The organism is Niastella populi, from assembly GCF_002078015.1.
GTDB lineage: Bacteria > Bacteroidota > Bacteroidia > Chitinophagales > Chitinophagaceae > Niastella > Niastella populi.
In genome coordinates, this window is the sequence record NZ_LWBP01000190.1 from 1 (window position 1) to 14066 (window position 14066).

Consider the following 14066-nt stretch of genomic DNA (forward strand, 5'->3'; position numbering starts at 1 on the left):
CCAATTAGACCAAACTCAGATCTGTTTATGCCTTTCTTTTATTCGTTTATTGAGAGTTATCTTAACGGGAACTCAATCAGCAAGCCCATACGAAGATTTACTGACCTCTTATTATCAGCCAGTATTGTTTCATTTATATTTAATAGATTCATTTTTAAGTATGAATGGATTTCGATAACCGACTACAAAGCAGTGCTGGATTTCTTCATTCAAGGGCATTTTGTGGTACCAATAATCTTATTTACGATCGTACATATTGGACTGGCAAATATTTCTTCAATTATTTTTACAATCACTACGCTGCATAAAAGCTCAAAATTTATCAAGCAAATAAAAAAATATCAGGTAAAAAAAAGGGACTATAAAGCATTTTTCAAAAAAATGAATAACAATGAAATCTTCCAGCTACCTATTGAATTTAATGAAACAGTATTACTTAAAGCCTATTATCACCTGAAGAATAATATCAGTGAAGAAGAGTGGAAAAAGGCAGAGACCGAAGGCAGCAAACTCAAGGAAAACCTTGAAAATGATTTTAATCTAACCGTTAAGGCAATAGTCGCCACCGCAATATACTTTTACAACTTGTCGTATTTTCGCTTCGGGCTTTTCATTACTTCTCTAGCCATTCTTCTTCTAATTGCTATCGCACTTTGGTACTTTTATGTACTTGTTTACATTCTACCTTCAGTACTAAACAAGATAGACACTGAATTTCAAAATTACATCGCAACCCAACAAGACCAAGGAAACATCACCCAAATAGATGAAAATTTGACTATTGAATAATGCACGTGTTTTTAAAAAGAGAAACCTAAAACTTAAAATTGCCTTTAATGTATCTGCAAGGAAAATACATAAATGATATTACTGCTGAAGATATTGAAAACTTAATTAACAATAGCATAAAAGAGAACAAGGAACTTGATTACAAAAGGGAGCTAAATATAAATTCAGGAAAGGACACTGCTAAAAACAGAACTAATTTTATTGGTGATGTTTCCGGAATGTATAACACGGACGGAGGATGCATTATATATGGAATTGAAGAGAAAAAAGATAACGAAAATAAAAACACTGGCTATCCTAGCAAAATCGTTCCTCTAGAAATTGAAAATCAGGACAAGTTCTCTCAGTTAATCTATCAAATAATTGGTGCTCATACAGATCCTAAAATCACAACGATAGTGGCCAGGTTTATTCTTGTTCAAGAAAAATTATTACTCATTATAGGAATACCTAAAAATTACGGATTGCCTTCAATGGTAACCCATGAAAGTACAAATAGATTTCTTAAACGAAATTCGGTTGGCAATTATCTAGTGTCAACTTCTGAATTAAATCAATTATTTTTAATGAATCAGTCGGTAAAAGAAAGGGCCAGCTCATTTAGATTAAACCGAATAAAAGAAATTCAAGAAACTACCTTAGTGCCCATGATTGCGACTGCAGGTAGTTATTTTTTACATTTCATTCCCTATAGTTTCGCTGATGAAAAGCAATATGATTTAATTAAACTAACTGAACTTAAGAACATCTATCCTGTTCCAAAAGAAGAGTATTACAGCAGTAATTACCTGAAATTCAATTTTGATGGCTTATACACATATCAACACGAACAAGGGCAAAATTTAGTTACTTCTCATATTCAATACTTCAGAAATGGTATTATTGAGATGTTTTCGCAAAGGTGCTGCACTATGGCGTCCAATTTGAAAATATTCGAAGGTCATGTATTTATTACAAACTTATTACAGGGTATTCCGAATATTACAGAAGCATTTAAGAAATTACAGGTTGAACCGCCTATTATGCTTTTCGTAAGTATCTTAGATATAAAGGCTGCTTACCTACGGACAGTAGGGGATGTCACTTATCCAATTACATACAATAAGGACAATTTATTCTTTCCTCCAATTGTATTAAATACATTTCCCTTAAGCAAAGATGAGATATTCGGTGAGTTAAAGCCAGCTTTTGATATATTATGGCAAACAGCAGGAGAAAAATCATGTCCTTCAATAGAAACCTTTATAAAGCTGCCGCCAAAAAAATGATTCAACTAACACTTTGTCATTTTTCAACGTATTTTATTAACATGCCAAATGGTGCTATATAAAAACCCATATATTTTATATGGGTTTTGAGTATTCTGGTCACTTTTCTCAATTTGTAAAGAACTGTTTAAAAAGAGGTATCAATTCGTCGGGTTGCTGCGCAACAAATGACGGCGAAAGCTGAATAAGCGAATCTGGATCCGCAGCTCCCCATAAGCAGGCAACTGATTTTACTCCTGCGGCATGTGAAGCCTGGATATCGATATTCCGATCACCCAAAGACAATGTTGATTCTGGAGTAGCCTTCATCATCGAAATTGCTTTAATGATGGGATCAGGATGCGGCTTTCGTCGCGCGGTATCGTGATAGCAGACCTTCTGATTACAGTTAATATTCCAATGGGCTATTACCCGATCGCAATACGTACCCGGACTTGAAGTCACAATGCAAAATGGAACGGTATGAGCTTCTAAGTAGGCGATTGCCTCAATAATGCCTGGATAAAGCGAGAACTGGGGTATTAATTGATATACGTCCGACCAGTTTCTATTGGTGCGATGAGATTCTGCAATTGATGAATCAATTAACGTTTGATCCAAGTCGAACACTACTCCCATAAGCTGCCTTGTTTGGTATCCGTGTTGGATTGTTCTTTCTTTTCTGCATTACCATTCGCTGGGATTTCATCAACATGCTTTTTCAGCCCATGATAGATATGATCATAGAGCTGCAAATACAACTTATTGTCCCTTTTTCCAAATCCGCTGATAAAATCCGCATAGCCAATTGAGTCTGAACGCTGCCATTTTCCGTCAATTGAACTAGCAACACTTATATCGTTCAAATATTCTTTTATGTGGGATGCTAAGACTATGGCGGTGTCGTCGAAATCACTGTAGGTTTTGCCTTCTATTACATTATGCTTGGATTCCCCGTCAGTACAAATGACACCCAACAAGTCAGGATAGAAATATGTCGCTTCTGATCCGTTTATATCTGTAAAATCATTCAGCAGGATAAACATGAGGATATCGATCTCATCCTTTGAATAAACCGGCAAGGCCTTCCCTTCCCTGATAAGCATTTGATTGCCCTGCACCTTCGGTTCAGATCGATATTGCTGCGGGTGATTGAAGCAAACCAATTTCCGATTGTATTCGTTGCAATACTTTGCGGTATGCATTGTTCCGCCCTTCACGTCGGTTTCAACGATAACAACGGATTGCGATAACCCCGCTTGAATCCTGTCGCGATCCACGAAATAGTTAGCCATTGGCCGTTGTTTGACAAAATATTCGGAAACCAACACTCCGTTTTTGTCTACGATCGTCTGCGCCAATTCCTTATTTTCCTTAGGATAGATATGATCGAGTCCGTGAGCCAGAACAGCCGCCGTTGTTCCATTGCCCTTAAGCGCACCCACATGGCCGGCTGTATCGCACCCTAACGCAAGCCCTGAAACCACATTGAATTTGTGCGAGGCAAAGACTTCGCCGAGCCGTTCTCCTATCTTCACTCCGAAGTCAGTGGGCTCCCGCGTTCCGATAACTGCAATGTTCGGCTTCTCCGATAAGACCTTGATATTTCCCTTGTAGCTCAATGTAACGGGAGGATCCGGCGTTTCGCGAAGCTGCTTCGGGTAATCTTCATCGAGGACACTAATTACGGATATGCCAGCTTTTTCTGATTGTTCCAAAATCTGTTCAGCATGGCCAAATGCAAGGTCATAAGCCGCAGCAGAATACTCTGGGAGTCTCATGCTGCCCGCTTGTTCCTTCACATAGTCGATCAAGTCTTGCTTGTCCGAAACGCTATGATCCAAAGCCGTCAGTAATTTCAAAGCCGTTTTCCTGCCCACTTTCGGCAGTTGCAACAAGGAAACTATATTCTGCACGCTTATCTTCTGTCCCATGCTATCTAGTTAAAGTGACTCAAATTTATCGATTCATTCAATGCGCCATCGTATTCCGTTTTCCCTAGGCAGAAAAAATAATAGCGACCGTGGGGCCATTGCTGTTTTAACACCTCCAATATAGCAGAAATGGTTGTATTGCTTGTAGTTACGTCATCAAGGATCAAGACATTCTTATTGTTCAGATCCTTTTCCTGATTTGCTACAAAATAAACATTTTCCATCATTTGCCTCCGCTCATCGCGCGTTCTTATGGTGTGCATCGGTGGCGTTTCCCTATGTTTGGCAAGAATCGTTGGCGAGTATTCACAGTTTAGCTGCTTCGCCAATACTGTTCCCAGTTTGTCCAACGCTTTTTGGCCTGACGGCCGCAGTTCCCTGCTGCCGAGCGCCCTGATAATGCAATCAAAGTTGATATCGGTTCCTGACAATACGGTTGAAGCCCAGTTGCACCATTTATGAACCCATTGCTGGTTATTATCCTTGAATTGTATTACATAATAGGGCAACGTTCCATTCGTCTGCCGTTCCGCCGAAACGTAATAACACAGATGCCAGGCGCCATGCAGTCCGAGGGTTCTATACTTCCATTCGGTTAACAAGCTAATCATTAGATATTTTTTAAGGGGTGAGAAAATGGCGTTCCCTATACGCAAAACACCGCAGGCAATAAAAATTACTACTCCGAGATAAAAAAACCGTAAAAAATACGGGTATGCAGCGAGTATAGGCTATCCGTTAGGAGTCCTATGCCGTCACCAGCACTGGTTCCAGCTTTTCCAAAATACGCCGCCTTGGTTTCGTCTTATTGCCTTCGCAGTCGATAAGGGTTCCGTGATCGATCCCCAGGCGCCTCGCCAATGCGCTTTGGGTCAAGCCGTGCATATACCGGTATTTCTTGATTTTGCCGCCAAGTGTACTGGCATTGATCTCCCACGGGAAAAAGCCTAAAAACTCGATAATCTTCGGATAGTACTTGATTTGCGGTTCGTGCCCTGTCATCTCCCAGTTGGTAATGGTTTGTTCGGTGGTGCCGATACGCTGGGCAACGTCCTTCTGCAGCAGTCCGAGCTTCAGGCGGCGGGCGCGCAAGTGATAGCCGAGCGTATCCGGATCAGGCATAACGCTGACATTCAGGGGCTTCTCCACGCTCCGTTCGAGCCGGGAAAAAGGCAACGCATCAATGCCCCTGCGGCTTCTATAATCATCCCGAAAAAGAGTGCACCTGTGCGCCGGGCGCCGTTCACAAATACCTGAACAAAATATCGGGGCCGCTGCTCGATCGTATAGACCTGCATGTTGAAGTTACGCCGGTTCCATTTAGTGATCTGAGTATGCAAAAGAATGCGGAATCTTCAGAAGAAATCCGTATTAGAGTTATCAATGCCCGTGATCTGCAAACCCAGCGGTATAAAAACAATGCAGGCGTTTATTGCAATGCGCAAATGAGTAGTAAGCTGTTAAAACAAGTATGTGTGCTTGATATGGCGGGACAAACTTTATTAAAAACGGCTATGCACAAGCTCAATTTATCGGCCCGTGCTTATGACCGTATATTGAAGGTAAGCCGCACAATTGCCGATTTGGCTGCAAGTGAAACCATTTTACCGGAACATGTGGCGGAAGCTATAACGTACAGGAATCTTGACAGAGATGGTTGGGGAGCGTGAGCGGTTCGGTTAAGATCTGGGGCAAAGAATAGAAATGGGCAGGCAATCGTTGCGAACTATTTAAATTAGTTCTGTATCGTTTTATAAGAAGGTGTGTTCCACTCTTCTGCAGGTGTGTTCTGTTGCGTTTTTCCTTTAAAGATCCGGTTGAAAACTTCACCTATGATCTGGGCGCCGGTCTTACGTACAATGCGAATATCTAACCAGAAGTTTGCATTACGAACATAAAAAGCATCGAACTGGTAGCGATGAAAAATGCTTTCAAAATCCTTTGTAGGACCGCGATAGCCTTTGATCTGTGCCAACCCTGTGATACCGGGTTTTACGAGGTTTCTGAATTTATATCCATTAACCGCATTGGCGAATTTATTACAGTCGGCATTCATATGTGGGCGGGGGCCTACAATGCTCATTTGTCCCATTAACACATTAAAGAACTGAGGGAATTCATCCAAACCGGTAACACGCAGGAACATACCGACCCTTGTGATGCGGGGATCATTATCAGTGGCCTGGCGAACATCTGCATCCCTATTAATGTACATAGTACGCAGCTTATAACACCAGAACACACGGCCAAGGAACCCTACCCGTTTCTGTTTGAAGAATACCGGTCCTCTTGAGTCAAGTTTTATCAGAACCATTAAGATGGGGAGTAACCATGATAACACCAGTGTAATGATCATTAACGAGGTCACAATATCAAAACACCGCTTTGCAACGAAGTATCCCTGCTTCCGCTCTAAATAGAGCCTGAGTGAAGGTGGATGCTCGGTAAAAAACTTTACTCTCTTATAAACTAAATTTTCAGGTTGCTCGATCATAGCACAGGTATTTGGTTCTTCCAGGATTTCGTAAACGAATTTAATGCCGTATTAGTACTTACGCTCTGTATTTACTACATTTTAACATCTAAAACATCAAAATCGCCTAAACCCTTAATAACTAAAAGTTAAAACAAATGTTTAAAAATTATAAAACCCATCCATTGACAATGCAAACTTAAGAAAGGTTGCACCAAAAAAGGTTTAAAATAATTTTCACTTTTTAGTAAACATTTGACATTCACGAATTTTGTTCAAATCAACGCGCTTATGGGCTAAAACAGCACGGTTATTGCCACTTTAAACACTTTATTATTTTTTACAGTGGGGCTGAAGCAACGTTTTAAGGCATTTTTGCACTCCATTAAGACCTAAATGTTTGAAAATGCATTTACATTTGCACTATTATTTAAAAACCACTGTTTTAAAGGTTAGATTTCGCATAACCGTTAATTAGAAAATGAGATCTTATCCCCCAACAATTGATTTTTATCTTTTAATACCCTTCTACAATAACTTACCGGGGCTGCTTCATTCGCTTAAAAGCGTTCACTATGATGCAGATAAATATACAGTGGTAATTGTTGATGATGGTAGCAGACAGCCTGTTGGCCTGGAAGATATATACAGGGAAATTTCACGCGATATTTCTGTTGAAATAATACAATTGCCTTGTAATAAAGGCATTACAGTTGCATTAAACTCCGGCCTGGAGTGGATAAAAAAGCAAAACAATGCAGCTTTTATTGCCCGGATCGATTGCGGCGATACCTGTTCGGACGACCGGTTCTATAAACAGGTAGCATTTTTAAAAGCGCACCCGTCGGTCGGCCTGGTAGGCAGTTGGTGCATTTTTAAAGATCATGTTTCAAATGTGGCTTACCGGTATATTACTCCTACCCGGCATAAAAAGATAAAAAGGGGTATGCATTTTAGAAATATTTTCATCCATCCTACCGTAATGTGGCGGTGCGATGCGATGAAAGACAATAAGCTTTATCCTGACACCTACCCCGATGCAGAAGACTACGGCTTTTTTTACCGCTTCTTGCAACAGGGCGAAACGGCTATCATTCCCGAATATCTGGTTACATGCGAAATAAACCACAAAGGTATTTCGCTGACTTCCAGGAGGAAACAGCTTAAAAGTCGTATTAAAGTGGTGCAGGAATACGGAAGAAACAGGGTTTTACGTTATTTGGGAGTTGTTAAGTTGAGATTGTTGCTTATTATACCATATAATATCATTTTTTCCATAAAAAAGTCATTATACGGTGTATAATCCGGTACTAATTAATGCCATATGATCAATATCAGGAATTTATTTAGTATAAGTTCCGTTATAGTATTGCAAATTTGCTGATTACCATTAAATCCATTTATTATGAAAATTGTACATGTGGCGGAGGCTTTTGCGGGTGGGATCGTAGTTTTTGTAAAATCGCTGGTTGAGAACCTGCCTGAAGATGAGCATATTATTGTGCATGGAGAAAGAGCTCATGTAACAAGTTTTACTGATATAAGAAAAAAGTTTGCCCGAACCAATGCACGTTTCGTTCGCTGGCATTCAGCACAACGAAGCATTTCCCTTGTTAAGGACTGGTCGGCTTTCTGGGAATTATACCGCATCTTAAAAAGGCTGAAGAAACAACATAAGATCGATGCCGTTCACCTGCACTCTTCAAAAAGTGGATTCATTGGTCGCCTTGTATGTAAATTACTGGGCATCAACAATGTAATATATACTCCCAACGGCGCTCCCTTCCTGGTAGGTACCAGCAAATTTTCGAATTTCCTGTACAAACAACTGGAACGCCTCGGTTATGGCTTTGGCGGTCAGGTAGTTACCTGCTCCCCATCTGAACAGGAGGAGTATGAAAAGATCGGCATCCGGTCTATCACTATCAATAACGGCATTCCTTTCGACCGCGTAAGTGGTTTTGATATGGAGCCTTCCAGCAAGAAATTCCGTATTGTAACCAGCGGACGCATTATCAATCAAAAGAACCCCGCTCTCTTCAACAGCATTGCCAAATACTTCGAAGAGTTCAAACAATTCCAGTTTATCTGGATTGGCGATGGTCCTGAAAGAGAATTATTAACTTCTTCCAATATAACGATCACTGGCTGGCAATCTGGCGAAGAAGTAGCCCGCCTTATTTCCGCTGCTAACGTATATTTGTCTACCGCCAATTTCGAGGGTTTGCCATATGCGGTTCTGGAAGCCCTCGCTCTTAAAAAACCAGTACTTCTTACAGACAGCGTAGGGAACCGTGACCTTGTAAAATCATGTTTGAACGGCGACCTGTTTAAACATCATGCTGAAGCGATAGTCAAATTGTTGCAATACTTTAACAACAGCAGCATGCTCAACATTATGGGAGAATATTCTGCCATGCACGGAAAAGAGTCATTTAATGTAAATCATACCTTTGCCCGGTATAAGGATTTATACGGGGGCAATCATATTGAAAACGATAAATATTTGAAGCCTGCCCTCGTAAATGCTTAATAAAAATTTGTATACAACCATGGAGAAGCAACTCAACGGGGTGATGAGTCATGATATGATCAAACAGCAACTGGACCATATCAGAACCTTTATTGAACTTGAGCTCACAGAAAAGAAAGAGACCATAAAAGAGCAGGCTGCAGAAATTGAAGAGTTGAAACAACTATTGCAGAAAAAAGAACTCGCCATCAGCATGTTTGAAGCCAATACCCAGCAGTTTCAGGAAACGGCCGAGGGCAACAGGCAACTGATCAATAAATTACTTGGAGATATAAGCAAGTTGCAAAACGAGATAGACTGGTATAAAAGGACTTATGAAAACAGAAGTTTTTTTGGTACGATAAAAGAGAAATTAAAAAGAAAATAGCTTTCGTTAGCCCTTGTCTTAATTAAAAAATATGTTCTTTTCACGTAGCGGATATTTCCAATATTTAGCTTCTCTTGTTAACTTCCATTATCTAACAGTGTTATTAAGTAATCGAATCCATTGTTGCAAGTTTACATTTGAACTTGTAGGCCTGATATTAAGCATTCTTTTTTCACCTTTATTTATTTTTCAAAAAGAAACCTTTCGCATCAACTCATTGATAGCGATGGGCTCGTTGCTATGGCATTGTTTGCCTGAAGGCCGTTCCGCTGATACACCAGAAATTACGTTAACCGCCACTGGCAAATAAAATCAAAATAATATTAATGAAAACGTTATCAGTCATTATCCCTGCTTATAATGAAGGAAAGACCATACATCTTATTTTAAACAGAATCAAAGCTACCACGCTGATCAACGAAATATCCAAAGAGATAATAATTGTTAACGACTGCTCTACTGATAATACAGATGAATCAATACTATCCTATATCCAAAACAACCCCGACCTGAAGATATCATATTATAAACATGAAATAAATAAAGGTAAAGGCGCCGCTCTTCATACAGGCATTGCCAATGCCACCGGAGATTATATTATTATCCAGGATGCCGATCTTGAATACGACCCCGAAGAATATAACAGGCTTATAAGACCGGTGTTCAAAGCATCGGCCGATGTAGTGTATGGATCGCGATTCATGGGCGGGTCTCCCCACAGGATTCTGTTCTTCTGGCATACAATAGGAAACAAATTTCTTACAGCGCTTTCAAACATGTTTACCAATCAGAACCTTACCGATATGGAAACCTGTTACAAACTTTTCAGGTCATCCATTCTTAAAAATATTCAATTGAGAGAACGCAGGTTCGGTTTTGAACCGGAAGTCACGGCTAAGATATCCAGGATACCAGATATTAAAATATACGAAGTTGGCATTTCTTATTACGGCCGAACCTATGCAGAAGGGAAAAAAATAAACTGGAAAGATGGGTTCCGCGCCATTTTCTGCATTTTAAAATATGGATTGTTTAAATTATAACAATGCAAAGGCGAATTTAATTATACAACCTGACGAACAATAAAGGTCCCCTGCCAGGTAATTGTAACGGTATACCATTTTTCATCGGCAAACAACCCCATAAATATAATGTCCTCTGCATCTAAAACCATAATTAGATTGTTTATTTCGCTGCTATTGGCAGTGTACCTGTTATTGTTACTTAAATTGTATTACGACTTAAGCACACTGATGAACTGTGTAACAGGGATTGTTGCGTTTACTTGTTGCTATATAATAACAGGCCGTATGCTTTTAAGGTTGCATAATAGGAAGCAGGTCATCCTGCTTTCTTTGGCCTCCGTGATATTTACTGCCATGGTTTGGATTGCAGCTCCCAGAAGTGTCAATCCTTTTACAAGCTCCCCGTATGTTGGCTATGTAAAGGTAACGGCCCTTGGCGAAAAGAATGACAGTGCGAGGGCGCCCGAGGTTTGGATCACCAGTATAAACAACAGTGAAACACAACAAAGCCTGAATGCCATATCACTGGCCAAAGGCTGGGAAAAAAATTACAATTATATCCTTTCGGCCAGAGACCAGCCTGCCACCCAGGAAATAAAAATCAGAAACTCCGGAAAGTATGAAATTGAATTCATAAGTCATTCATGGTCGGGCAAGGTAAAGATCGAAGATGGGAGCAATACGACGATAGTTGATCTTTTCAGAGAAGGTCCGGCAGGCAGCTACACATATACCGGTAGTTCAACGTTTCCGATCGTAAAAAAATTTAATGAGGCATATGCTACCCCAATTAGCATAATATCTTTTTTAGCTTTATTCGCATGCTCGTTTGTTTGTCTTGCCTTTGCTCAGTTAAAAAGCAATTATGCGTTGTTACTTTTTCCGCTTTCCCTATTTGCATTTATACTAACGGATCATTTCTTTTTGGACACAACAGGTAAGTTATTGGTGCTTACATTTAGTATCGGCGGTTATATTTTGATCCGGAAGATTGCATATAAAGATTATCTGAACAATCTTACCACATGGGAGAAGGTCTTTTTTCCGCTTGTAGTCATCTATGGCAGCTTCGCTTTTGTAGGACATCAGTTGTTCCTGGCCGTATATCCCGTTAAACAGCTTATTCACAAAATCTCATATTTCATATTATTCAGTGCCTGGCTGACATTAATGAGTATTGCCTTTTTACATGCTACGGAAATTATAAGAAAAAAGATAGGCCAAAAAGAATCCGTTGTACAGGCACGATCAATAAACCCTGTAAAGCTTTTCTTCACATTCATGGGTATTATGGTGGCATGCTGGTTGGTATATTTTATCGCTTTCTTTCCCGCAGTCATGTCGGCAGATTCTCTTGATCAATGGGCCCAGGCAACCCATTTTATACCACTGAATAACTGGCACCCGGTCTTTCACACCCTTTTTAACAAGCTGTTTATAACCATTTATAAAAGCCCTGCATCGATAGCGCTGGCGCAGATCGTTTTTATGGCAACCGTTTTATCGGCCTTCCTGTTAATGCTGGCGAAGAAAGGACTACCAGTTAAATGGCTGAAATGGATCGCATTAGGTATTGCATTGATACCTGCCAACGGAGTAATGGCGGTTACCCTTTGGAAAGATATTCCCTTTGCCATTTCCCTGGTTTGGTTAACATGCGTTTTGGCTAAAATTGTAACTGACGAAAATTATCTGAATAAGAAAACCAGCTGGCTCGAAATAACCTGCGCGTTAGTGGCAGCGGGATTGTTCAGACACAATGGTATTCCAGTTTACATTTTAGCTGTTATCGGCCTGATGGTATTATATTTCAAAACCAAAAACAAACGAATACTTGTCAGTTTGTCAATTTCTATTGCAGTAATGGCCGGGTACTTTCTTTATATATCCTCCCCTGAACGCGTTATACCCAATCCACCTTCGATAAAATTAGTGGCGCCAATTCATGGAATTGCCGCAGTAAAGTTCTACAACGGCAAACTGGCTAATGAAACAGTACAGGAAATGAGCAAAATTCTACCTGATTCCATCTGGAGAAGCCATTACCGGCCTTTCTCTGCTGACGAATACCTGTTCTTTACCAACAGGCCTTTTGTAAAGAATTTGGCAGAAATGTCTACGGGAAAAGTACTGCAGCTTTATCTTAACACATTAGCTAAAAATCCATATTTAGTTGTAAGGGACCGACTAAATGGCACAGAAATAGTATGGAATGTTTTTGAAGCAAACGGATCGTTCAATTACCGGTATCATCATGATCTCGATGAGAATAAATTTGGTCTTTCAGCAAATCCAAATTTTTTAAAGAAAATCATTGAAAAGTATCTGGAATACTCGGCAAGCATAGCAGACCCCGTTTTATGGCGTGCGGGGGTTTATAATTTTTTGATTTTACTGTTAATGTTACCGATGGCAAAAAGAAGTAAACGGTTCCTGTTATTCTTTATTCCTGTAATAGGAACCAATATTTCGTTGTTGCTTTCCATGACCCTTCAAAACTTCAGATACGTATATTATGTGCCGATGATATTTGGAATTATCTGGTTACTGTCTATATCAAACATTATGGCAGAGAAAAAATTTAAACACGATAAAAAATGAATTGTTAAAAATTGACCTGGTTGAAGGCTATGACGAAAGCATACTGAAAGGCCGCTTTAGGTAGGGCATGCTTGTGCTAGTAATACAAATTTTTTATTCTAATAAAAACTGATGTTACCAAAAATAATTCATTACTGCTGGTTCGGCGGATCAGAGATACCTGATAATTATAAGAATTTGATTGCCGAATGGAAATCTCTTCACTCCGATTGGATAATTAAAAGATGGGATGAATCCAATGCCCCAATGTCATTGCCTTACATTCAAAAGGCGATTAAGCATAACAATTGGGCGAATATCAGTAACTACGTCAGGTTATATGCTCTTCGTAGCGAAGGAGGTATATATCTTGACACAGATATGAAAGTTTTGCGACCATTGAATCAGTTGTTATCACATGAATGCTTTTTGGGCTTTGAGTCAGGGAACACAGGATCGGCCGATTTCTGGGTGAATAATGCAATCATGGGAAGTACACCCAATCATCCTTTTGTTAACGAATGCGAACAAAACCTGCTTAGCCGGTTTGATGGAACCGAACAGGCGAACCTGTCCTCGCCTCATTTGGTGACCAATATTCTCAAAACCCAATACGGCCTGAAAGAATATGGTCGCCAATTACTGAATAACATTATGTTATATGAAAAGGAGGTCTTTTATCCAATTCCGGTTGATAAGGTTTATTTATTGAAGGAAGTAAATACTTACCCGTCACACACCATTGCTGTACATTTATGGGGCAGAACCTGGTTTACAAATGAGATGCTGTTAGAGGAAATGGATAATCTTAGAAAATACACCCATGAACTCAACGAATATATTGAGAAAATGACCAGGGATCTCAATCGTTCAAGGGAAGAGCTGGAAATGGCAAATACCAGGCTTACCGAAGTGCAAAATGAGAATGCCACTTTTAAGTTTCTGGCGACAGATTTCCTGAAAAAGATTGAGGCAGGTCAGTTAACGCTCGAGAAATCTTCCACTGAAACCAACGGAAAGATCAATGAACTGATGAATGATATAAAAGCTATATCCAAACAGCAGGAAGTAATGAATCAAAAGCTTGATGCCCTGAAACTGGCATATAAAAAATAAAT

At 39.8% G+C, this 14066-nt stretch carries 14 protein-coding genes and 1 pseudogene; 10 read left to right on the forward strand and 5 right to left on the reverse strand.

The features are described 5' to 3' along the window. The coding region (locus tag A4R26_RS19155) for a hypothetical protein (protein ID WP_207625787.1) at positions 1-789 on the forward strand (789 nt) is incomplete at its 5' end. A 47-nt stretch (positions 790-836) separates the two neighbouring features. Further along, positions 837-2057, forward strand: coding sequence for an AlbA family DNA-binding domain-containing protein (locus tag A4R26_RS19160; protein ID WP_081166667.1), 1221 nt, complete (start codon positions 837-839; stop codon positions 2055-2057). Positions 2058-2165: 108 nt separating this feature from the next. Here the strand turns inward: A4R26_RS19160 and A4R26_RS19165 are convergent, their stop codons facing one another. The 4 genes from A4R26_RS19165 to A4R26_RS19180 all read right to left on the reverse strand — a co-directional run bounded on the left by A4R26_RS19165 (position 2166) and on the right by A4R26_RS19180 (position 5092). Then, a complete protein-coding gene (locus tag A4R26_RS19165; RefSeq protein WP_081166670.1) occupies positions 2166-2675 on the reverse strand; it encodes an HAD family hydrolase in 510 nt (169 codons plus the stop codon). After that, on the reverse strand, positions 2666-3970 hold the full coding sequence (gene dprA, locus A4R26_RS19170) for a DNA-processing protein DprA (RefSeq protein ID WP_081166674.1): 1305 nt from the start codon (positions 3968-3970) through the stop codon (positions 2666-2668). The genes A4R26_RS19165 and dprA overlap by 10 nt, the downstream gene beginning before the upstream one ends. A gap of 5 nt (positions 3971-3975) precedes the next feature. Beyond that, a complete protein-coding gene (locus tag A4R26_RS19175; protein WP_081166679.1) occupies positions 3976-4581 on the reverse strand; it encodes a hypothetical protein in 606 nt (201 codons plus the stop codon). A gap of 136 nt (positions 4582-4717) precedes the next feature. Next, positions 4718-5092 carry a helix-turn-helix transcriptional regulator gene (locus A4R26_RS19180; RefSeq protein WP_081166683.1) on the reverse strand — a complete coding sequence of 125 codons (375 nt, stop codon included), beginning with the start codon at positions 5090-5092 and terminating at the stop codon, positions 4718-4720. 62 nt (positions 5093-5154) lie between these two features. Between A4R26_RS19180 and A4R26_RS35870 the strand changes: the two are divergent. Next, positions 5155-5280 (forward strand): annotated as a pseudogene (locus tag A4R26_RS35870) (ATP-binding protein); the annotation flags it as partial. A 24-nt stretch (positions 5281-5304) separates the two neighbouring features. After that, complete coding sequence (locus A4R26_RS19185) at positions 5305-5640, forward strand: magnesium chelatase subunit ChlI family protein (RefSeq protein ID WP_242674957.1); 336 nt, start codon at positions 5305-5307, stop codon at positions 5638-5640. 65 nt (positions 5641-5705) lie between these two features. Here A4R26_RS19185 and A4R26_RS19190 read toward each other — a convergent pair whose 3' ends face one another. Beyond that, positions 5706-6464 carry a sugar transferase gene (locus A4R26_RS19190; protein WP_081166686.1) on the reverse strand — a complete coding sequence of 253 codons (759 nt, stop codon included), beginning with the start codon at positions 6462-6464 and terminating at the stop codon, positions 5706-5708. Positions 6465-6924: 460 nt separating this feature from the next. Between A4R26_RS19190 and A4R26_RS19195 the strand changes: the two genes are divergently transcribed. The 6 genes from A4R26_RS19195 to A4R26_RS19220 all read left to right on the forward strand — a co-directional run bounded on the left by A4R26_RS19195 (position 6925) and on the right by A4R26_RS19220 (position 14064). Beyond that, on the forward strand, positions 6925-7746 hold the full coding sequence (locus A4R26_RS19195; protein ID WP_081166690.1) for a glycosyltransferase: 822 nt from the start codon (positions 6925-6927) through the stop codon (positions 7744-7746). Between the two features lie 102 nt (positions 7747-7848). Beyond that, the gene (locus tag A4R26_RS19200) at positions 7849-8976 is read left to right on the forward strand and encodes a glycosyltransferase (RefSeq protein ID WP_081166694.1); all 1128 of its coding nucleotides are present in this window, start codon (positions 7849-7851) and stop codon (positions 8974-8976) included. Between the two features lie 19 nt (positions 8977-8995). Then, positions 8996-9343, forward strand: a complete 348-nt coding sequence (locus A4R26_RS19205) for a hypothetical protein (protein WP_133054732.1) — start codon at positions 8996-8998, stop codon at positions 9341-9343. 326 nt (positions 9344-9669) lie between these two features. After that, on the forward strand, positions 9670-10386 hold the full coding sequence (locus A4R26_RS19210) for a glycosyltransferase family 2 protein (protein WP_081166702.1): 717 nt from the start codon (positions 9670-9672) through the stop codon (positions 10384-10386). 336 nt (positions 10387-10722) lie between these two features. Then, positions 10723-12969 (forward strand): DUF6020 family protein, encoded by a 2247-nt coding sequence (locus A4R26_RS19215; RefSeq protein ID WP_133054733.1) that lies wholly within the window; start codon positions 10723-10725, stop codon positions 12967-12969. 111 nt (positions 12970-13080) lie between these two features. After that, a complete protein-coding gene (locus A4R26_RS19220; protein WP_081166709.1) occupies positions 13081-14064 on the forward strand; it encodes a glycosyltransferase in 984 nt (327 codons plus the stop codon). Positions 14065-14066 lie beyond the last annotated feature (2 nt).

Bases quoted from the DNA above. Each gene is read 5' to 3' on its own strand.
- A4R26_RS19175 (WP_081166679.1), bottom strand. From the start codon at position 4,581: ATGATTAGCTTGTTAACCGAATGGAAGTATAGAACCCTCGGACTGCAT.
- A4R26_RS19165 (WP_081166670.1), bottom strand. From the start codon at position 2,675: ATGGGAGTAGTGTTCGACTTGGATCAAACGTTAATTGATTCATCAATT.
- A4R26_RS19185 (WP_242674957.1), top strand. From the start codon at position 5,305: ATGCAAAAGAATGCGGAATCTTCAGAAGAAATCCGTATTAGAGTTATC.
- A4R26_RS19180 (WP_081166683.1), bottom strand. From the start codon at position 5,092: ATGCCTGATCCGGATACGCTCGGCTATCACTTGCGCGCCCGCCGCCTG.
- A4R26_RS19190 (WP_081166686.1), bottom strand. From the start codon at position 6,464: ATGATCGAGCAACCTGAAAATTTAGTTTATAAGAGAGTAAAGTTTTTT.
- dprA (WP_081166674.1), bottom strand. From the start codon at position 3,970: ATGGGACAGAAGATAAGCGTGCAGAATATAGTTTCCTTGTTGCAACTG.
- A4R26_RS19205 (WP_133054732.1), top strand. From the start codon at position 8,996: ATGGAGAAGCAACTCAACGGGGTGATGAGTCATGATATGATCAAACAG.
- A4R26_RS19195 (WP_081166690.1), top strand. From the start codon at position 6,925: ATGAGATCTTATCCCCCAACAATTGATTTTTATCTTTTAATACCCTTC.
- A4R26_RS19210 (WP_081166702.1), top strand. From the start codon at position 9,670: ATGAAAACGTTATCAGTCATTATCCCTGCTTATAATGAAGGAAAGACC.
- A4R26_RS19200 (WP_081166694.1), top strand. From the start codon at position 7,849: ATGAAAATTGTACATGTGGCGGAGGCTTTTGCGGGTGGGATCGTAGTT.
- A4R26_RS19220 (WP_081166709.1), top strand. From the start codon at position 13,081: ATGTTACCAAAAATAATTCATTACTGCTGGTTCGGCGGATCAGAGATA.
- A4R26_RS19160 (WP_081166667.1), top strand. From the start codon at position 837: ATGTATCTGCAAGGAAAATACATAAATGATATTACTGCTGAAGATATT.
- A4R26_RS19215 (WP_133054733.1), top strand. From the start codon at position 10,723: ATGGTTTGGATTGCAGCTCCCAGAAGTGTCAATCCTTTTACAAGCTCC.